Consider the following 20,498-nt stretch of genomic DNA (forward strand, 5'->3'; position numbering starts at 1 on the left):
GCGGAGCGGTCTTGGATGAGTGAGCTGGTGAAGATCCGCGACTGCTATACGCGCTCGCTCGCACCGCACGAGATGATCGTCGGGCGAGACCGGATACACCCTGAATCCTGAATATCTGCTCGATGCCGACTGGCCAAATCCGGAGTAATGTCCCAATCAGAAATTAAAGAACTGGTGGGTTCGGCGTACCAGACCCGCGAGCGTCAGTTGGGGATCTCCAGAAGGAGACGATCATGACATCGGCACACAACCCAGCCCCATCCTCCACGCGGGGGGTGAAGCTCAAGCGACACGTCGGCCCCATCGGATTGCTGTTTGCGGCAATCGGATCGATCATCGGTTCCGGCTGGCTGTTCGGCGCCTACAACGCCTCGATCATTGCCGGCCCGGTCGCGATCTTCTCGTGGCTCATTGCCGGTCTCATGATCATGCTGATCGGGCTGTGCTACGCGGAGCTCGGCCCGATGTTCCCGATCTCGGGCGGCGTCATCCGCTTTCCCCATTTCGCCTGGGGTTCGTTCGCCAGCTATTCACTCGGGTTCATCACCTGGATCGCGACCGCGGCCGTCCCCGCGATCGAGGTCGAGGGCACGCTGACCTACGCAACCCGGTACGCACCCCTGACAACTCGGGAAACCGCGAACGGCGTGACGGTGCATGTGCTCACCCCGCTCGGGATCGTCGTGGCCGTCATTCTGCTGGCCCTCTTCGTGGTGCTCAACTACTTCGGGGTGCGCCTGTTCGCCCAGATCAACAACGTGCTGGTCTGGTGGAAGCTGTTCGTGATCATCCTCGTGATCGTCGTCTTCCTGATCACCGCTTTCGCCACCGTCAACATGGGCACCACGGCGAACTTCACCTCGCACGGCTTCGCGCCGAACGGCTGGGCGGCAGTATTCACCTGTATATCGACCGCGGGCATCACCTTCTCGTACCTCGGTTTCAGACAGGGCATCGAGCTGGCTGGCGAGACGACCAACCCCAAGCGCAACATCCCCCTGGCGATCATCGGGTCGATCGGGATCACCGCGATCATCTACGCCCTGCTCCAGATCGCGTTCACCATGGCGATTCCGGGCGGAGTGCTGGCGAAGTCCGGCAGCTGGGCCGGCCTGGTGTTCACCAACGACGCCGGCCCGCTGGCGGCGCTCGCAACCCTCGGCGGACTCGCCTGGCTGGCCTACATCCTGTACTTCGATGCGATCATCTCACCACTTGACACCGGGTTCATCTACACCACGATCGGCGCCCGGGTCTCGTATGCGATGGGGCGCAATGGCAACTCACCGCGCTTCTTGTCCGTGAACAACAAGCACGGGGTGCCGCACTGGAGCCTGTTGGTCACCTTCGTCGTCGGTGTCATCCTGCTGCTGCCGTTCCCGAGCTGGCAACAACTGGTGGGATTCATCACCAGCGCGACCGTGCTCTCGTTCGGCTCCGGCCCGATCGTTGTGGCGCTGATGCGCCGGCAGTTCCCGAACCGGCACCGCCCGTTCAAACTGCCCGGCGGAGACCTCATCCCGTGGCTGGCGTTCTACAGCGCGAACATGATCATATTCTGGGCCGGCTGGGACACCAACTACAAGCTGTTCATCACCATCCTGATCGGCTATGTCGCCCTCGTGATCTTCGAGCTCACCGGAAAGCTGCGCAAGCCGGCACTCGACTTCAAAGTCGGTGCGGCCTGGGTGATTCCCTACCTCGTCGCGATGACGCTGTTCAGCTGGCTGATGGACCCGAACACGCACCCCGCCCTGTTCGGCTGGGCGTTCCTGGTAAACATCGTGATCACCGGCGGGATCTTCATCCTCGCGGTGCGGGTGCACCTGCCCAAGGCCCAGATGGAGGCTTACATGGCCGATTCCGAGGGCGAATCTGAAGACGACGCCCTGGAACAGAGCCACCTCGCCGGCGACGCCATCATCTGACCCTCGCCGGCGAGGCGCCGGATTCAGGCTGCGCGCAGATCCCCGGGGCACACTGGAGGTTGGACGCTGGGGCTGAACACTGGAGGGCGCGTGACGAGCAGGCGACGCGGCACGCGGTCGGTAGCATCCGCATCGCTGATGGTTGTCGCCGCCCTCGCCCTCGCCGCCTGCGCGACTCCGGGCACGCCCGGGCTGTTGCCGTCGCCGTCGAGCATCAGCCCGCCGGTGGCCACGGCCACCCCGTCTGCGGTGGATGTTCCGGTCAGGCCCACCGGCACACCAACCGTCGTCGCGGCCGGCTTGGCCGCGCCCTGGTCAATCGTGCGGTTGACCAACGGCTCAGCACTGATCAGTGAACGGGACACCGCCCAGGTGATGGAGCTGGACGGCAACGGCAGTCTGCGCTCGGTCGGCACCGTGGACGGGGTCGATCCTGACGGCGAAGGGGGGCTTCTCGGGCTCGCCGTGCGTCCGGGCAACCCTCCCTGGCTGTATGCCTACTACACCTCGGACGAGGACAACCGGGTGGTGCGGATGCCGCTGACCGGAAGCCCTGGCAGCTATGACCTGGGTGAGCAGCAAGTCATTCTGCGCGGTATCCCGAAATCGTCGAATCACAACGGCGGCCGAATAGCATTCGGCCCCGACGGAATGCTCTATGTCACCACCGGCGACGCCGGAAACCCCGACAACGCCCAAGATCTCAACTCGCTGGGCGGCAAGATTCTGCGGGTGCAGGCCGACGGGCGGGCACCGACCGACAACCCGTTCCCTGGCTCCTACGTCTACTCCTATGGGCACCGCAACCCGCAGGGGCTCACCTGGGACAGCAAGGGAACCCTGTGGGCGAGCGAGTTCGGGCAGAACACGTGGGACGAGCTGAACCAGATCGTGGCCGGCACCAACTACGGCTGGCCGCTGGTCGAGGGCAGGACCACGCAATCGGGTTTCGCCAACCCGGTGCTTGAGTGGCCGACCAGCGACGCAAGCCCGAGCGGGCTCACGGCGGTGGGAGACACCCTGTTCATGGCGGCGCTGCGTGGGCAGCGAGTGTGGGCGCTCTATCCCGACGGTGGCGTCACCGCCGAGGGGCAGGCATCGCCCGCCACCACGGCGGCGAGCGCCATGGCCTACTTCACCAGCCAGTTCGGGCGGATCCGCGACGTTGTGCCCGGCCCCCACGGCACCCTGTGGTTCATGACGAACAACACCGACGGACGCGGCAATCCCTCGAAGGGCGACGACAGGATCTACCAGGTTCAGTTGGACCCGGTGCCCGCCCCGAGCCCGGCACCGAGCCCGGCACCCAGCACCGCGCCGAGCACCGCGCCCGCGCCGAGCGCGGCCCCCACGCCCTGAAGGCGCGCGGCACGGTGACCCTGACGACGGGCGCTGCCACGGCACAGAACCGCGCGCCTGGACAGGTCACCGCCCCCACGCCCAGAGGGTGCGGGGGCGGTGACCTGCCTCAGCCGAATACTGCTGACTACCGCTTCGCGGCCGATCCCCAGTTGGTCGACTCGCCGGCGGGGGTGCGCAGCTGCGGCACGCTCCACGGGTTGTCATCGCGCAACGGCTTGGGCAGCAGTGCCTGCGGTGCGCTCTGGTAGGTGACCGGCCGGGTGAACCGGGTGATCGCAGAGGTTCCCACCGAGGTGCTCGAGTCGTTGGTCGTTGCCGGCCACGGCCCACCGTGGGTCATCGCGGGCGTGACCGCCACGCCAGTCGGCCAGCCGCCGAACAGTACCCGGCCGGTGTGTTCGCTCAGCCACTGGATCAACGCACGCAGGCGCGGTGAGTCCTCACCGTCGGCCGCGTGCACCGTGCCGGTCAGGTTTCCTTCGAACAGTGCGTCGGCCGCGGCCACGAGGTCGGAGCTCTCGTCGTACTCGACCATGATGGACAGCGGACCGAACGCCTCGTCGGCGAGCACCTCACGCTGCGCCACCACGTCGTCGATACCGACGCTGACGATGGTCGGGGTGGCCCAGCCCTGGCCGTCTTCATCGATGCGCAACGCACCCTCGGCCACCGCGGTGACCCCTGGTGCCGCCAGGATCGCAGCCCTGCGCGCGGCGTAGCTCGTGGCGATGCCCGGGTTCAGCAACCGGTGCTCGCCGATCCCGGCCGCCTTCTCGGCGAGAATGTCACCCAGGGTGTTTCCGGCCGGAACGAACAGGAACCCGGGCTTGGTGCACAGCTGGCCGGCCGAACCGGACACGCTCGTCAGGTAGCCGTCGGCGATTGCCTCGGGGTTCTCGTCGAGCGCGCCGGTCGTGACGAACACCGGGTTGACGCTGCCGAGCTCGCCGTAGAACGGGATCGGCGTGGGTCGGGCGGCGGCGATGTCGGCGAGCAGCCTTCCCACACGGATCGATCCGGTGAACGAACCGGCGGCGATCAGTGGGTGCTTGAGCAGTTCGACCCCGGCCTGCTGGCCGCTGATCAGCTGGAATGTTCCGGCCGGAGCGCCGTTGGCTTCCAGCGCCGTGATCACAACGTCGGCGGTGGCGACCGAGAGTCTCGGATGCCCGGAGTGGGCCTTTACGACCACCGGGCAGCCGGCAGCCAGCGCCGCAGCGCTGTCGCCTCCGGCAACCGAGAATGCGAACGGAAAGTTGCTGGCCGCGAAGTTGAGCACGGGGCCGACCGGGATGCGGTAGCGACGCAGGTCTGGGCGCACGCCCAGGGCGAAGGCCTGATCGGCGTCGTCGATGCGCACGTCGAGGTAGCCGCCGTCGACCACGGTGTCTGCGAACAGGCGCATCTGCACGGCGGTACGCTTCAGCTCACCGGTGAGGCGGGCCTCGCTGAGCCCGGTCTCCTCCATGCCGATCGCGACCAGCTCGGGCCCTGCGGCTTCGAGGGCGTCGGCGACCGCGACCATCGCGGCTGCACGCTCGGTGGGCTCGAGTCCGGCCCAGCCGTCGGCGGCGGCCGCCGCGTTCTGGGCGATCTGGTCGATGTCAGTGAGATCGGTGGGGGGAACAGTGGTGTCAGTCATGGGTACTCATTTCAGTCGTGAGACAGGTGGAACGAAGTGGTGTGGGGAACGGGGTTGGGGCGGCCGAGTCTGGGCAGCCGGGCGATCAGAGCGTGAAACCAGTCGGGAACGGGTCGGAGGGGTCGAGCATGTACTGCCCGATTCCGGTGACCCAGGCGCGCCCGGTGACCGTCGGCAGCACGGCATCAATGCCCGCAACGGTGGTCGTGCCGACCAGACGGCCGGTGAACATGCTGCCGATGAACGACTCGTTGACGAAGTCGGTGTCGAGGTCGAGCTCGCCGCGGCTGAACAGTTCGGCCATGCGGGCGCTGGTTCCGGTGCCGCACGGAGACCGGTCGAACCAGCCCGGGTGGATCGCCATCGCGTGTCGGGAATGCTCGGCCGTGGATCCGGGGGCGATGAACTCCACGTGGTGGCAGTGGTCGATGCCCTCGATCTCGGGGTGGTGCGGCGGATTGGTGCTGTTGATGGCATCCATGATGGCGAGCCCCGCGGTGAGGATCTCCTGCTGGTGGTCGCGGTCGAACGGCAGGTTCACGTCGTCGAGGTCGACCATGGCGTAGAAGTTGCCGCCGAAGGCCAGGCTGTAGCGGACGCTGCCGTAGCCGGGTACCTCGACCGTGTCATCCAGTCGCAGGGTGAACGACGGAACATTCTCGATGGTCACCGATTCGGCGTGGCCGTCTGTGACCTGCACCTGGGCGATCACGAGCCCGGCCGGGGTGTCGAGGCGAATGGTGGTGACCGGTTCGGTGACCTCGACCATGCCGGTCTCGACCAGCACGGTCGCGACGCCGATGGTGCCGTGGCCGCACATGGGCAGGCATCCGGAGACCTCGATGTAGACCACCCCCCAGTCGGCGTCGGGCCGGGTGGGAGTCTGCAGGATGGCACCGCTCATCGCAGCGTGCCCGCGCGGCTCGTTCATGAGCAGCAACCGGATGTCGTCGAGATGCTCCATGAAATACAGGCGCTTCTCGTTCATCGTCGCGCCGGGAATGTTGCCGACACCGCCGGTGACCACGCGGGTGGGCATTCCTTCGGTGTGGGAGTCAACCGCGGTGAAGAGTCGTTTCGAACGCATGGGGTCATTCTTTCACTTGCTGCTGTGACGGTGCAGGGCGCGGATGTCGGGCGTGGCTGTCCGGGGGTGGAGGTGGTGCGTGGTTGCGGATGGCCACGCGGCCGAAAGATACCCGCGCACGGGTACCTTTCGGCCTCATGACCATCGCTGGGTAGAACCCAGACTTCGGTTACGCGACCGCCTTCTCGCGGCTCGCGATGTAGTCGAGCGCCTTCTGAGTGTCAATCGTGACCTGCTTGTGCTGCTCGGGGCTGAGCGGGCCGCGCGGCGGACGGGTGACGCCACCGTAGCTCTGGCCGGCGATGTCGATCGACAGCTTGATCGCCTGTACGAACTCGATCTTGGTGTCCCAGCGGAACACGGTGATCAGGTGCTTGTAGAGCTCGAACGCCTCGGCGATGTTGCCGGCCCTGACCTGGTCGTAGATCTCGACGGCTTCCTTCGGGAACGCGTTCGGGTAGCCGGCGAACCAGCCATCGGCACCCACGACGAGCGACTCGAAGAGCAGGTCGTCAGTTCCGCAGATGATGTCGATGTCGGTGAGCTCGCGAATCTCGAGGATGCGGCGCACATCGCCGGAGAACTCCTTGATCGCGACGACCTCGGGGATCTCGCCCAGGCGCGCGATCAGCTTCGGCGACAGGTCGACCTTCATCGAGAAGGGGTTGTTGTAGGCCATGATGGGCAGGCCCACCTCGGCGACCTTCTGGTAGTGCGTGAAGATCTCGTCGTCGTTCGACTTGTACATGGTCGGCGGCAGCAGCAGGATGCCGTCGGCACCGTCTTCCTTCGCGTAGTCGGCCCAGCGCTGGGCCTGGTGCCAGCCGACACCGGCGGCACCGGCTACGACGACACCGCGTCCGTCGACGGCGTCAACGGCGACCTGGATCACCTTGCGGCGCTCCTCGTCGGTGAGCGCCTCGTACTCGCCGAGCGAGCCGTTGGGGCCCACGCCGCGGCAGCCCGAGTTCATCAAGAAGTCGCAGTGCTCGCCGAACTTGTCGAAGTCGACAGCCAGGCCCGACGGCGCGGATGAGTCCTCTTTGAAGGCGAGGGTGGTCGCGACGACGACCCCTCCGAGGTCAAAGTTCTTTTCAGCCATTATCAGTGTTTCCTTTTCTCTATCGTGTTCGTTTGTCGTGGCACCGGTTCAGGTGCCGACAGGGGGTGTTACGTGGTTGGTCTGGATGGTTTGGATGGGGAAGCGGTCTGCGGTGAATTCCGGCCCGGGCTCGCGGGCAGGGCGGCTGCCGCGAGGTCGGCGATGCGAACGGGGGCGGCGATCGGCCGACGGTCGGTCATCACTCCATCGCTGAGCCCACCGGGGGTCTGGCAGGCCAGTAGTTCCTCGACGGTGCGGCCGCAGACGCGGCCCTGGCAGAGGCCGAGCCCCGCGCGGGTGGAGAGCTTGAGCGAGCGCAGCCCGGTTGATTCGGTGGCCTGGGCCGTCTGGCACATTGCGCCGTAGTTGACCTCTTCGCAGCGGCAGATGATGGTGTCATCGGTGAGCCAGCCGGGCCACATCGCGCGGATTCCGTGCGCCTTCTCGATGCGCCGAGCGAATCCGCTGAAGGTGATCCGTTTCGCCACCTGCGATTTCATCGCCGGGTCGGACAAATGCCCGCCGGCCGCCGCATGTCCGGCAATGGTTCCCTCAACCAGTGCCGCATCGACGCCGCCGATGGCGGTGAGTTCGCCGGCCGCGTAGACGCCGGGCACGGTCGTGCGCTGGTGGGCGTCGACCCTGACGAACCGCTCGGCGGTGAGGGCGCAGCCGGCGGCGATGGCGAGTTCGAGTCGGGGGGTGAAGCCGTGACCGATGCAGACCGCGTCGACGGCGACCGTCTTCTCGGTGCCGGCAATCGGGGCCCACCCGGTGTCGAGCTTGGCGGTGGTGACGTGCGTCACCCGTTCGGTGCCGTGGGCGGCCACCACGCCGCGCCCGGTCAGGTACGGGATGCGATTCGCAATGTGGTTGCGCGCGTATCCGGCCAGCTCGGCGCCCTTTGAGGCGGCACCGATCAACTGCCACGGCTTCTTTCCCCAGCCGCTGATGATGCGCTGCATGTGGTTGGCCTCGAGCACGCCGAGCACCGTCGCGCCGACCTGCGCGAGTGATGCGGCGACCGGCAGCAGGAACGGGCCGGCTCCGGCCACCAGCACACGATCGCCGACCGCGATGCGCTCGCTCTTCGCCAACGCCTGGGCGGCACCGGCAGTGAAGACACCGGGCAGGTCCCAACCGGGGAACGGCAGGGCGCGGTCGTGGGCTCCGTTGGCGAGCACGATCGCGTCTGGGCTGAAGCTGAGCCGCTCCCGGCCCACCCCATCGGGTTCACCGACGAGCACATGCACGGTGGGTACTGCAGAAGTGGTGGATGCGGCGGAGCCGGCGGAGTTTCTGGCGGAAGCGCCTGTGGTGGCTGGGTCCGTGCCCGCCGAGCCTGTGCAGGCTGAACCGGTGGTGGCTGAACCTGTGCTGGCTGGACCTGTGCCGGCGGAGCTTTCGGCGGCCGTGATCGCCCAGACCTGCGCCTGGGTGAGGATGCGGCAGTCGGGGTCGGCAACCAGGTCGGCGCACAGCTTCTGGAACTTCGCCCAGCCGTGGTGCAACCCGGCCTCGTGTTTCGACGGGCGCTGGGTGGGCAGGTGCCGCCAGTACTGGCCGCCGAGTTGATCTGCAGAGTCAAGCAGCACGACGTGAGCCCCGAGCGCCCGCGCGCTGGTCGCCGCGGCGAGCCCGGCCGGGCCGGCGCCGATGATCACCACGTCAGTCATTGTCGCCTCGCGCATCCGATTGGGTCTGCTCGTCACTCTGCTCGTGCTGTGGGGCCTGCTCGGTCCGCAGAGGTTGACGGGCCTGCTCAGACTGCTCGCTCTGCTCGTATGGTTTCGGCAGAAGGTCGTGCTGGCTGACCACCACGTCGCCGTCGGTCGCCCGGCGCAGGCACGCACGTACATCCCGGTGACCGTTCACCTCGACGACGCAGTCGAAGCAGACGCCGATTCCGCAGAAGACTCCGCGCGGCTTTCCCGATGCGGAGGTGCGTCGCCAAGCCAGCGACCCGGACGCAAGGATGACACCGGCGAGTGTCTGTCCGGCCACGCCCGTTGCCAGAACGCCGTCGACGGTGATCGTGAGTGGTGTGGGCGCGTCCGGAGCGATCGGATCTTCGCTGGCTGGGAGCAGGCGGGCGGTCATGCGGCGCCTCCCGAGACGGCTGCTTGATCGGCGGTGTCATCGGCGGTGGCAGCAGACGCATCAGAGAGGCGGGCTGCATCATCGGAATCAAGGAACGGGGCCAGACTGTCCCTGGCGGGCGAATAGGGGGTCGGGTCGATCGGCGGCTGGTCGCCGGTCATGAGGGCAGTGATGATGTCGGCCGTGCCGAGAGCCAGCCCGATGCCCGCACCCTCGTGCCCGGTGGCGTGCCAGAGGCCAGGCAGCCGAGGGTCGGCGCCGATCAGCGGCATGTGGTCGGGCATGAACGGCCGAAATCCGCCGTAGGCCCGCATCACCGACATGCCCGCGAGAAACGGGAACAGTCGCAGCGCCTTGGCGGCGATCTCGGCGAGCACGTGCACGTCGAACCGGTTGTCGAAGCCGACCTGCTGGCGGGAGGATCCGATCAGCACGGTTCCGGATGCCGTCGATTCCACCACACTGGAGGTCTGCAGTGCGGCGTCGCTCGACAGTGTGGCCCCGACGTAGTCGGCGTCGTACACCTTGTGGAACACGCGGTGCGGCATGCGCGTGGTGACCAGCACCATGCCGCGGCGGGGTTTGACCGGCAGGTTGACGCCGAGTGCTGCTGCCACTTCGCCCGACCAGGGCCCGGCGGCGATCACCACGTGGCCGGCGTGCAGGTCGCCCTTCGAGGTCTGCACTCCCACAAGGTCGCCCGATGCCGACAGGATCGGCCCGGTCACGCGGGTGTTCGTGATGACGCGCACCCCGCGCACCCGCGCCGAGGCGAGCAGCGCCTCTGCGGCGATGGTCGGCTGCACCTGGCTGTCTTCGGGGTAGTGCACGGCGGCGGTGATGGCCGGGTTGAGATCGGGTTCCAACACCAGAGCTTCTGCGGTGCTGATGGGGCGGGCATCCACTCCGGAGTCGCTCTGGCGCGCGGCGAAGTCGAGCAGCGGCTGCGCCCCGGGTTCGGTGGTGGCCACGACCAGGCCACCCTTCTGCTCGAACTCGACCGACGGGAATGTGCCCGGGAGTTCGGCGGTGAGGTCGGCGACCGTGTCGGGCCAGAGCGTGGCCGAGTACTGTGCGAGCACCAGTTCTGCACCGGGCTGCTTGTCTGAGAGAAGAAGGTTGCCCTCCCCCGCAGCGGAGGTTCCCCCAGCCGCGGCACCCCGCTCGACCACCGTGACCTGGAGCCCGGCGGCTGCGAACGTGCGCGCACACGCAGCACCGACGATGCCGGCGCCGATAACGAGAACGTCATCGATCACGGTCGGCTCCTCTCACAGAGTCTCAATTCACAGGTCACAGGTCACAGGTCACAGGTCACAGGTCACAGGTCACAGGTCACAGGTCACAGGTCACAGGTCACAGGTCACAGGTCACAGGTCACAGGTCAAGCATGATCACATGTCAGTCAACACCAGCAATAATCACACGTCAGCAATAATCAACACCAGAAATGATCCACGTCAGCAATGATCCGCCTCAGCATTGATCACGTCAGCATTGATCACTTCAGCAATGACCACGAATCAGAAAACCCAAAAACCAGCAATGATCACACCTCAGTAATATGTCACACACTATCCTAACGCATCCCCCGCTCATCCAAAAGAGGCAATTCTCACCTGAGGGGTCAGGATCGGCGCCAGAACCGACCAAAACCTCCCGCCCAGACGCCGATTTGGACCCCTCGCGGGAATGGGCCCGTGGGGAGTACTGGGGGTGGGGGCGCTGGAAGTAGTGGAGGTGGGGGCGCTGGAAGTAGTAGAGGTGGGGGCGCGGTATTCGTGGGGGGAGGTGCGCGCGGGGTGGCGCGCGGGGTGGTCAGGCGCCGAGGTAGGCGTCGATCACCTTCGAGTTCGTGCGGAGGTCGCTGGCAGCGCCCTCCATCGTGACGGTGCCCGACTCGATCACGTAGCCGCGGTCGGCGATGCGCAGTGCCGCCCGCGCGTTCTGCTCGACCAGCAGCACGGTGGTGCCCTGCGCCTGCACCTCCTTGATGATCTCCATCACCTGCTTCACGATCAGTGGCGCCAGGCCCATCGACGGCTCATCCAGCAGCAACAGCTTCGGGCCGCCGACCAGCGCCCGCCCGATCGCGGCCATCTGCTGTTCGCCGCCCGAGAGGGTGCCGCCCTCCTGGTTGCGACGCTCCCTGAGCCTCGGCATCAACTCGTAGGCGCGCTCGATGCGTTCATCCACCAGCTTCTGGTCATCGACCAGGTAGCCGCCCAGTTGCAGGTTCTCGTGCACCGTCATGGTGGAGAAGATGCGTCGGCCCTCGGGCACGTGCAAGAGTTTCGCCTCGACGATGTCCCACGGCTGCATCGTGGTGAGGTCGCGGTCGCCCCAGGTCACGGTGCCCGACTTCGGCCGGTACAGGCCGGAGAGCATGGATAGGGTGGAGGTCTTTCCCGCACCGTTGTTGCCGAGCAGGGCCACAATCTCGCCCTCGTTGACCTCGAGGGTCAGGCCGCGCAACGCCTGCACACGATGGTAGAAGAGGTCGACGTTGTCGATCACGAGCTTGGCCATCAGTCGTCATCCTCCGCTCCGAGGTACGCCTCGATCACCTTCGGGTCGTTCTTGATCTGGTGCGGTGTGCCATCGGCGATCTCTTTGCCGTAGTTGAGAACCACAATGCGCTCAGACACTTCCATCACGAGACCCATGTCGTGCTCAATCAGGACGATGCCCACGCCGAGCTCCCGAATCTTACGGATCAGGGCGATCAGGGCCTGCTTCTCCGAGTGGTTGAGCCCGGCTCCCGGTTCATCCAGCAGCAACAGTCTGGGCTTGGTGGCGAGAGCCCGAGCGATCTCCACCCGGCGCTGTTCGCCATATGGGAGCTGGGTGACCAGGTGTTCCTCGTCACCGCCGAAGCCGACGAAGTCGAGCCAGCCCTGCGCATCCAGCGTGCACTGACGTTCGGCGCGATGGTAGCGCGGGGTGTGTAGGAGAGTGTCGAGCACGTTCTCCTTCAGCCGGGAGTGCATGGCGGTCTTCACATTCTCGAGCACCGACATGTCTTTGAACAGGCGCACGTTCTGGAAGGTGCGCGCCATGCCCAGTTTGGTGATGTTCGACGGCCGCATGCGAGTCAGGTTTCGCCCGGCGAACAACACGCTGCCCTTGGAAGGCCGGTAGAAGCCGGTGATGCAGTTGAATGCACTGGTCTTGCCGGCACCGTTCGGGCCGATCACCGAGATGATCTCGCCCTCGTGCACGTCGAACGAGAGCCCGTCAACAGCTTTGACGCCTCCGAACTGCACGTGCATGTCTTTGACCGACAGCAACAGATCTCCCTTGGGGGGGAGCGGCACGGCGGTGGGCGCGTCGGTGGAGCCTGGGAGCGCGACTTGCCGGCCCTCGGTCTTCTCGCTCTCCTCGGTCTTCTCGCTCATGGTCGCCTCTCCTCGGGCGGTTCGGGAACCGTCACCACGACCGCCTCATCAGATTCGTCGCGTTCGGCGGCCGACCGCATCGGGGAGCGTCGGTGCAGCCACGGCAACATCGCGTTGGCCGGCCACACGCCCTTCGGCCTGAAGATCATCGTGATCACCATCAGCACACCGAAGATCAGGTACCGCCAATCGGCGAAGTCGCGCAACAATTCAGGGGCGAGCGAGATGAACAGGGCCCCGATGATCACTCCCGGGGTCGACCCCATCCCTCCGAGCACGACCGCCATCAGCACGAGTGCCGAATAGAGAAACTCGAAGCTGGTCGGCGACACCGCCGTGAGGTGGCTGCCCATGAGAACGCCGGCGAGGCCGCCCCAGATGGCGCCGATGATATAGGCGGAGAGCTTCACCCGATAGGTGTTGATGCCCATCGCCTCGGCGGCATCCTCGTCGTCACGTACAGACTTCCAGGCGCGGCCGAGTTTGCCCTTGCCGAGGCGTGCAGCGCCGATCACGGCCAGCCCTCCGGCCACGATCAGGACAAAGTAATAGAACAGCACCTTCGAGTTGAAGTCGATGCCGAACAGGGTTGCCCCATCGGCGAACGACCAGCCGAAGAAACTGAAGGTGCGGATGCCGTGGATGCCGCTCGGGCCGCCCGTGATGGCCAGGTTGTTCGCGGTCAGGCGCACAATCTCGCCGAAACCGAGTGTGACAATGGCCAGGTAGTCGGTTCTCAGGCGCAGGGTGGGGCCGCCAATGATGATGCCCGCGGCCACGCAGGCCAGCAGCACGACCGGGATGGTCTCGAACACCGACCAGCCGAGCCGGGTCGACAGGATGCCCGAGGTGTAGGCGCCCACGGCGAAGAAGGCGACGTAGCCGAGGTCGAGCAGCCCGGCATAGCCGACCACCACGTTCAGCCCCATCGCCAGCATCACGTAGATGAGCGCCGACGTGAGGATCGAGATGATGTAGGGCGTGGCGCTGATGAACGGCAGGACCATCGCGGCAATGAACACGATCAGGCCGAACATGTTCATGAAGCGCTGCGGGTGCAGCAGGCCCTTGTTCTGCTCGGGGCGTTTCACGAACGGTGCCGGGGCGGTCAGCAGGTCGTCGATGCGGTCGCGGCTGCCGAAGAGGGATGCCATGCCCGTCACATCCTCTCGGAGACGCGCTCACCGAGCAGGCCGGTGGGTTTGAACGAGAGGAAGGCGATCAGACAGGCGAAGGCGAACACGTCGCGCCACTGGCCGCCCAGCCAGTTGGTGCCGAAGGACTCCAAGAGCCCCAGGACCAGGCCGCCGAGCATGGCGCCGTACAGGTTGCCGATGCCGCCGATCACCGCAGCGGTGAACGCCTTCAGCCCGATGATGAACCCCATCAGGAAGTCGATCGAGCCGTAATAGGCGCCGGCCATGACCCCGGCGGCGCCGGCGAGTGCCGACCCGATGAAGAAGGTTCGGCTGATCACCTTGTTGACGTTGACCCCCATCAACAGGGAGGCCTGGGTGTCGAGGGCGATCGAGCGCATCGCCCGGCCCTCACGCGACTTCATCACGTAGCGCTGCAGGAAGTACATCAGCGCCGCGGCGATCACCATGAGCACGATCTGCGGGAGCGTGATGCGGGCGTCGAGGAAGAAGATCGGGTCGCCGGCCAACCGCACCGGGAAGACCCTGGGCGACGGGCCGAAGATCTGTCGGATGCCGTACTCGAGCACGAACGACATGCCGACGGCGGTGATCAACACCGCTAATCGTGGGCTGGATCGGAGGGGCCGGTAGGCCACCTTCTCGATGATCACACCGATGGTGCCGGTGAACAGCATCGAGAGCAGCAGCACGAGCAGCAGCACCGGCAGAGACCACGTTCCGAGCAACCCGGAAACGCTGCCGAGCAGCAGAAAGCCGGTGAACGAGCCGAGCATGTAGACGTCGCCGTGGGCGAAGTTCAACAGCTTGATGATGCCGTAGACCATGCTGTAGCCGATGGCCACCAGGGCGTAGAACGAGCCGACGAACAGGCCGTTCCAGATCAGTTGGGTCACGTGGGGTCCTCTCGAGGGAACACGGTCAGAACGGAGGGGCGCGGCGAGCCGCACCCCTCCGTTCGAACTAACCCTGCAGGTCGTCCTCGAGCTTGAACGTGCCGTCCTCAGAGATGCTCAGGATGGCGAACCCGCCGGAGGACAGCGTGTGCTCCGGGGTGAACTTCAGCGGCCCGGAGAACAGCTGGAAGCCGTCGATCGCCATGAGCGCGTCGATGACAGCCTTGGTGTCGGTGGATCCGGCCTGCTTGAAGCCTTCGGCCATCACGCGCACAGCGTCATATGACTGGGTCGAGTAGGGGCCGGGCTCGTCGCCGAACTGGTCCTTGTACGAGGCCACCCAGGCTTCGGCGCCCTTCAGCATGTCGGGCGTCTGGGTGAACGTGGCGAACACGTTGTCGGTGTAGCCCGCGCCCGCGATCTCAGCGAACTTCTTGTCGACAGAGCCGTCGCCGACCAGAATGGTGCCGGCGTAGCCAGCATCACGCAGCTGGCGAGTGATCAGTCCACCCTCCTGGTAGTAGCCGGTCCAGTAGACGAAGTCTGGCATTGCCTTGACGACGTTGTTCACGTTGGCGCTGTAGTCCTTCTCGCCCGCGTTCACGCTCTCGGTGAGCACGACGTCGAGTCCGGCATCCTTCGACTGCTGGGTGAAGGAGACGGCGAGGTCTTTGGAGTAGTCGGTGTTGTCGTCGACCACGGCGAGCTTGGTCGCGCCCATCTTCTGCGCGTACTTGACTGCGGCGGCGGCCTGCTGGGTGCCGGTTCCGTTGATCAGGAAGACGTTGTCGAGGCCCTGCGCGGGAAGCTGGTTGGAGTTGGCCGCGGGGATGATCATGACCACGCCGGCGTCATTGAACACCGGAAGTGTCGGCAGGGTGGCGCCGGAGCAGTAGCCGCCGACCGAACCCTTCACGCCGGCCGTGACCAGCTTGTTCGCGGCAGACACCGCGGTGGTCGGGTCGCAGGCGCCGTCTTCGGTGAGCAGCTCGAGCTGGCTCCCGTTGACGCCGCCGGCCTTGTTGATCTCATCGACGGCCAACTGTGCGCCGTTCTTCATGTAGTCGCCGAACGCCGACTCCGAGCCGGAGAATGGGGCGATCATGCCGAGCTTGATCGGTTCGCCGTCAGCACCGGCAGACGCGCCGCCATCGGTGCTGCCACCGAGGCCGCCGGAGCAGCCCGTGAGCACCAGCGCGACGGACGCGACGAGGGCTGCGGTGGAGAACAGGGATCGGGCCCGAGATTTCGAGCGGGGAATTCCATTACTCATGGTCAGTGAACTGCCTTCCGTGTGGGACACAACGTTGGATCTGACGGACTTCGAAGTGGTGACGCCGAGTCGTGCTCAGCGGGAACCGTGCCGCACGTCCAGAGTGTCATATATTACTTCCCGACGGCTACCCGAGCAGGTAACGATCCAGTCTCACTGGCCGGAAGCCGACCACCATTCGATTACGTGGCCGACGTGGCGGTGCATCAGCACCTCTGCCTCGGCGACATCACCGGCGACAAGCAGGTCGAGCAGCTGGTGGTGCTCATCGGCCGACTGCTTGAGCTCGGTCGTGTTCGCCATCGAGGCCAGGCGAACCATGCGGGTCTGACCGCGCAGCTCCGACACCATGTCGACCAGCCGGCGGTTGCCGGTGAGGCCGAGCAGGGCCAGGTGGAAGGCGATGTCGGCGGCGAGGAAGGATGCGAAATCGTTGTTCTCGGCGGCTCGCACGATGCCATCGGCGAGGGCGCGGTACGTGTCGACGGGCTCGGTCTTGAGCCGATCGGAGACCGGTTGCATGGCCGCGGTCTCGAGCCAGCTGCGCACCTGCACGATCTCACGCAAGTCCGCTTCACTGACCGAGGTGACCCGGAATCCCTTGTTCTTGACCGGCTCGACGAATCCGCGCTTCTCGAGGTTGAGCATCGCCTCGCGCACCGGCGTGGCCGAGACCCCGAAACGACCGGCGAGGGTGGGCACCGAGACCAGCGAACCGGGGGCGAGTTCACCAGAAATTATCGCGGCAGACAGTGACTTCTCCACGGTGTCGCGCAGGCTGAGGGTCGGTTCCAGCTGGCGGATCGCTGTTTTTTCAGCGGCCATCGATGTCACATCTTCTCCGGTCACGGGGCGTTGAGTGCGGTGCGTCCATAATATGTGACGCGCTATCAGTCAGCGACTCCCCAGAAAGGGCGGGCGCTCCGGGTGGGTGCTCCGAACGGGCGGGCGCTCCCGCCTCACGAGAAAGGGCGAGGCGCACCGACCAAGTCGCCGGCCGTCGGTTACTCTGGAACGACGAACCGCTTCACGAGAAATGACCTTCGTCCGCCACTGAAACCCGGGAGCCATCCTGTCCACCATCGTCACCGGCTACGATCCCAAGACCCTGCGCGAAAAGGTTGATCTGCACGCGGCTGGGGTTCGGCTCAGTGAGCTCGGTGAGTTGCGCAGCCTGGCGGCCCTGAACGAAAAAGTGTCGCTTCTGCGCCTGGTCGGCCGTCTCGATGAGGCGTGGGACGTGGCCAACGAAGCGGCCAGGCAGGCCCGCTTCACCGGGTCGCGCGAGGATCTGCTGGCCGCGCGCATCCGACGCGCCCAGGTGATGCAGTTCATGGGGCGCTTCGATGAGGCGCTCACCGAGCTGACCACCTGTGTGGACGAGGCCGCTGTGCATGACTGGTTTCGGTTGCAGGCGTTCGCTCTGCAGCATCGGGGAAAGGTCTACTTCGACCAAGATCTGCTCGATGAGGCCCTGGCCGATTTTCGGGCCGCGGCCACACTTCGCGAAGAGCTGCTCGAGCGCCGTACCTCGACCGAGGTCGCTGACAGCACCGACGACGAGCTCGAATCGTCGCTGATCGCGGTGGCAGTCACCGAATCCTTCCTGGACGAGCGCCGGCGCGGCGAGTAGCGGCGAAATCCCGTCCGACCTCACGGCGCGAGTGACCCAGTATTCTGCGGGCCGTGCTCGCGCCGGCGCGACGAACGATGCGCGCGCCAGTTGGAACGCATCGCGCCGGTTCCACCGGGCGCGATGCGTTCGGCACGGCGCGAAGCCCGATTCTGGACGGTGGCCGGGCACACGGCACCCGGGCAGCTTCGCATCCGATTGTCGGATGCCGCGGCTATCCTCAACGCATGGCTGAATTGCATCGTGTGCGTACCTGGGCCCAGGCCCTGATCGCGTTGCACCTTGATGCGAACGTGTGGAGTTTCGGCTTCGACAACGCCAAGACCAGGGCCGGTCTGTGCAATTACACGACCAAGACGATCACGGTCTCCCGCTACCTCGCGCTGCGCTACGAAGACGACGAGATCCACCAGGTGCTGCTGCACGAGGTGGCACACGCGATTGCCGGTTCCCGCGCGGGGCACGGGCCCAAATGGAGCAAGGTCGCCACCGAGCTCGGCTACGAGGGCAAACGCCTGCATGACGGCGCCATCGCCGACGAACTGGCGCCGTGGGTCGGCCAGTGCGCCAACGGACACACGTTCTACCGGTATCGCAAACCCACGCGCACGCTCTCCTGCGGCAGGTGCTCACGCGGCTTCAACCACCAGCACCTGATCGCCTGGCACAAGCGTGAGATCTCGGCGGCCACCCGGCGTCAGGCCGCCTCGATTCCCCGCGCCTGACGAGTCGTCGCGACCGCCTCGAACCTCCTTCGAGAGGTGAGCAGTTGGCGGAATACGACGACGAAAGCGGCAACAACTGCACTCTCGCCCGACGGGGCACCCGGCATCCACATACGTTTGTAATATGTCACATATTCATTGGCGTTCTCGGCTACCCTTGAACCATGAGCTCCTCCCCCGTACAGGCGATTACCACCGTCGACTACCACACGGCTGGTGAGCCGTTCCGAATCGTGCTCGACGGGGTGCCCGAGATCCCCGGCTCCACGGTCGGCGAGCGCCGCGTGTTCGCGCAGGAGTCGGAAGAGATCGATCGTCTCCGACGGCTGCTCTGCCACGAACCGCGCGGGCATGCCGACATGTACGGCGGATTCCTCACTCCGGCCAATGACGACGGCGCCGACTTCGGCGTGCTGTTCTGGCACAAAGACGGCTTCTCCACCGCCTGCGGGCACGGCACCATCGCGCTCGGCGTCTGGGCCGTCGAGACGGGCCGGGTCGCCAGCGATCCCGACGGTGAGACCATCGTCACCATCGACGTGCCAAGCGGCCGGGTCGAGGCGCGCGTGCTGCAGACCGCCGGGCGCATCACCTCGGTGACCTTCCGCAACGTCGAGTCGTGGGCCATTGCCACCGCGGTGCCTGTCGAGACCAGCCGGGGCACATTCCACGTCGACCTCAGCTACAGCGGAGCCATCTACGCCTCCCTCAACGCCGCGGATGCCGGCCTCGAGGTCACCCCCCGGCACTACACCGACATCATCGCCATCGGCCGGGAGATCAAGTGGAAGCTCAACGACCACGTATTGGCCCAGCACCCGACCGACCCGCGGCTCTCCGGGGTGTACGGCACCATTGTCTACGACGACTTCGATGACACCGAGGCCGGCCCACACCAGCGCAACGCGACCGTCTTTGCCGACGGCGAGGTCGACCGCTCCCCCTGCGGATCGGGCACCGGCGCCCGAGTGGCGTTGCTGGCGGCATCCGGTCGCCTGAAGCCCGGCCAGGTCTTCACCCACGATTCGATCGTCGACACGCGCTTTCTCGCCCGCGTGTTCGACGCCCCGGCAGGCACCACCAGCCCCGACGGACACCCCATGGTCGTTCCCGAGGTGCAGGGCATGGCCTACCAGACAGGCGAGCACCGCTTCACATTGAACACGTTTGACGACGTGGGAACAGGATTCGTACTCAGATGACCAACCCCGCCAGCACTCTTTCTACCAGCACGGCGCCCGCCAGCACCCTGCCCTTCATCACCGCCGACGAGGTCTACTCGCGGGTGAGCTTCGCCGATGCCGTGGCCGCGTTCCATCGCGACCTGAGGGCCGGCCTCGACCCCGCGAATGACCACGCGAAGACCATCGTCGACCTGGCCCATGGCCAGGTGCTGATGATGCCGACCGAGAGCTCGGAGCTGCTCGGCGTCAAGGTCGTGACGGTCGCACCCGCAAACCCCGACAAGGGGCTGGAGCGCATCCAGGGCCACTACCTGCTGTTCGACTCGGCCACCCTCACCCCGGTCGCCCTGATGGACGGGGTGGCGCTGACCACACTGCGCACGCCCGCGCTGTCGGCGGCGGCCGCCGACATTCTGGCGCCGGCTGAGACACCCCACCTGTTGGTGTTCGGCTCGGGCCCGCAGGCCTGGGGCCACGTCGAGGCGCTGCGCGCGGTTCGCACTATTGAGCGTGTGACGATCGTCGCCCGCAACCAGGAGCGCGCACAGGCGCTGGCCGACCAGGTCACCGCCTCGGGCATCCCCGCCCGGGTCGGCGTTGCCGAGGATGTCGCGGATGCCCAGCTGATCGCCTGCGCGACCACCGCCCGCGAACCGCTATTCGACGGCTCGCTCATTCAGGACAACGCCTGCGTGATGGCAGTCGGCAGCCATGAACTGGATGCGCGCGAACTCGACAGCGCCCTGATCGCCCGCTCGCAGGTGGTGATCGAGGAGTTCGGCGCCGCGATGCGTGAAGGCGGAGACGTCTACATTCCGCTCCAGGAGGGTGTCATCACTGAAGACCACCTCATCCCGGTGAAAGACATCGTCACCGGTGCCGTCGAGGTGGACCACTCCAGGCCGCGCGTCTTCAAGAGCTCTGGCATGCCGTGGGAAGACCTCGTGGTCGCCTCGGTGGCGTACGCCGCGGGGAAATAGTCCCACCGAGTCATCCGTCGCAGCGGCACGC

At 66.1% G+C, this 20,498-nt stretch carries 18 protein-coding genes; 6 read left to right on the plus strand and 12 right to left on the minus strand.

Annotation, left to right across the window (positions count from 1 at the left end; translation table 11 throughout):
* Positions 1-233: 233 nt before the first annotated feature.
* Together DL891_RS05720 and DL891_RS05725 are read left to right on the plus strand one after the other, a co-directional pair.
* Complete coding sequence (locus DL891_RS05720; protein WP_111719471.1) at positions 234-1,928, plus strand: APC family permease; 1,695 nt, start codon at positions 234-236, stop codon at positions 1,926-1,928.
* Between the two features lie 90 nt (positions 1,929-2,018).
* Positions 2,019-3,287: a sorbosone dehydrogenase family protein gene (locus tag DL891_RS05725; protein WP_232819026.1), complete on the plus strand. Its 1,269-nt coding sequence runs from the start codon at positions 2,019-2,021 to the stop codon at positions 3,285-3,287.
* A 127-nt stretch (positions 3,288-3,414) separates the two neighbouring features.
* Here the strand turns inward: DL891_RS05725 and DL891_RS05730 are convergent, their stop codons facing one another.
* The 12 genes from DL891_RS05730 to DL891_RS05785 all read right to left on the minus strand — a co-directional run bounded on the left by DL891_RS05730 (position 3,415) and on the right by DL891_RS05785 (position 16,770).
* Complete coding sequence (locus tag DL891_RS05730; RefSeq protein WP_111719472.1) at positions 3,415-4,932, minus strand: aldehyde dehydrogenase (NADP(+)); 1,518 nt, start codon at positions 4,930-4,932, stop codon at positions 3,415-3,417.
* Positions 4,933-5,017: 85 nt separating this feature from the next.
* On the minus strand, positions 5,018-6,019 hold the full coding sequence (locus tag DL891_RS05735) for a proline racemase family protein (protein ID WP_111719473.1): 1,002 nt from the start codon (positions 6,017-6,019) through the stop codon (positions 5,018-5,020).
* 169 nt (positions 6,020-6,188) lie between these two features.
* A complete protein-coding gene (locus DL891_RS05740; RefSeq protein ID WP_111719474.1) occupies positions 6,189-7,121 on the minus strand; it encodes a dihydrodipicolinate synthase family protein in 933 nt (310 codons plus the stop codon).
* A 68-nt stretch (positions 7,122-7,189) separates the two neighbouring features.
* Positions 7,190-8,797, minus strand: a complete 1,608-nt coding sequence (locus DL891_RS05745; protein ID WP_111719644.1) for an FAD-dependent oxidoreductase — start codon at positions 8,795-8,797, stop codon at positions 7,190-7,192.
* Positions 8,790-9,221: a (2Fe-2S)-binding protein gene (locus DL891_RS05750; RefSeq protein WP_111719475.1), complete on the minus strand. Its 432-nt coding sequence runs from the start codon at positions 9,219-9,221 to the stop codon at positions 8,790-8,792. Before DL891_RS05750 ends, DL891_RS05745 begins: the two co-directional genes overlap by 8 nt.
* Positions 9,218-10,480: an FAD-binding oxidoreductase gene (locus DL891_RS05755; RefSeq protein ID WP_111719476.1), complete on the minus strand. Its 1,263-nt coding sequence runs from the start codon at positions 10,478-10,480 to the stop codon at positions 9,218-9,220. The genes DL891_RS05750 and DL891_RS05755 overlap by 4 nt, the downstream gene beginning before the upstream one ends.
* 559 nt (positions 10,481-11,039) lie before the next feature.
* Positions 11,040-11,750, minus strand: a complete 711-nt coding sequence (locus tag DL891_RS05760) for an ABC transporter ATP-binding protein (RefSeq protein ID WP_111719477.1) — start codon at positions 11,748-11,750, stop codon at positions 11,040-11,042.
* Complete coding sequence (locus DL891_RS05765) at positions 11,750-12,619, minus strand: ABC transporter ATP-binding protein (RefSeq protein WP_111719478.1); 870 nt, start codon at positions 12,617-12,619, stop codon at positions 11,750-11,752. Before DL891_RS05765 ends, DL891_RS05760 begins: the two co-directional genes overlap by 1 nt.
* Positions 12,616-13,773, minus strand: a complete 1,158-nt coding sequence (locus DL891_RS05770) for a branched-chain amino acid ABC transporter permease (RefSeq protein ID WP_111719479.1) — start codon at positions 13,771-13,773, stop codon at positions 12,616-12,618. Before DL891_RS05770 ends, DL891_RS05765 begins: the two co-directional genes overlap by 4 nt.
* 5 nt (positions 13,774-13,778) lie before the next feature.
* Complete coding sequence (locus DL891_RS05775; protein WP_111719480.1) at positions 13,779-14,672, minus strand: branched-chain amino acid ABC transporter permease; 894 nt, start codon at positions 14,670-14,672, stop codon at positions 13,779-13,781.
* A gap of 67 nt (positions 14,673-14,739) precedes the next feature.
* On the minus strand, positions 14,740-15,945 hold the full coding sequence (locus DL891_RS05780; protein ID WP_111719481.1) for a branched-chain amino acid ABC transporter substrate-binding protein: 1,206 nt from the start codon (positions 15,943-15,945) through the stop codon (positions 14,740-14,742).
* A 153-nt stretch (positions 15,946-16,098) separates the two neighbouring features.
* Entirely contained in the window at positions 16,099-16,770 is a 672-nt protein-coding gene (locus DL891_RS05785) for a GntR family transcriptional regulator (RefSeq protein ID WP_111719482.1), read from the minus strand.
* A 370-nt stretch (positions 16,771-17,140) separates the two neighbouring features.
* Here DL891_RS05785 and DL891_RS05790 point away from each other — a divergent pair, with 370 nt between their 5' ends.
* The 4 genes from DL891_RS05790 to DL891_RS05805 all read left to right on the plus strand — a co-directional run bounded on the left by DL891_RS05790 (position 17,141) and on the right by DL891_RS05805 (position 20,467).
* Positions 17,141-17,578 (plus strand): hypothetical protein, encoded by a 438-nt coding sequence (locus DL891_RS05790; protein WP_232819027.1) that lies wholly within the window; start codon positions 17,141-17,143, stop codon positions 17,576-17,578.
* Between the two features lie 227 nt (positions 17,579-17,805).
* Positions 17,806-18,303 carry a SprT-like domain-containing protein gene (locus DL891_RS05795; protein WP_111719645.1) on the plus strand — a complete coding sequence of 166 codons (498 nt, stop codon included), beginning with the start codon at positions 17,806-17,808 and terminating at the stop codon, positions 18,301-18,303.
* A gap of 164 nt (positions 18,304-18,467) precedes the next feature.
* Positions 18,468-19,505, plus strand: a complete 1,038-nt coding sequence (locus tag DL891_RS05800) for a proline racemase family protein (RefSeq protein ID WP_111719484.1) — start codon at positions 18,468-18,470, stop codon at positions 19,503-19,505.
* Complete coding sequence (locus tag DL891_RS05805) at positions 19,502-20,467, plus strand: ornithine cyclodeaminase family protein (RefSeq protein ID WP_111719485.1); 966 nt, start codon at positions 19,502-19,504, stop codon at positions 20,465-20,467. Before DL891_RS05800 ends, DL891_RS05805 begins: the two co-directional genes overlap by 4 nt.
* Positions 20,468-20,498 lie beyond the last annotated feature (31 nt).

It is taken from the genome of Homoserinimonas sp. OAct 916, from assembly GCF_003260275.1.
GTDB lineage: Bacteria > Actinomycetota > Actinomycetes > Actinomycetales > Microbacteriaceae > OACT-916.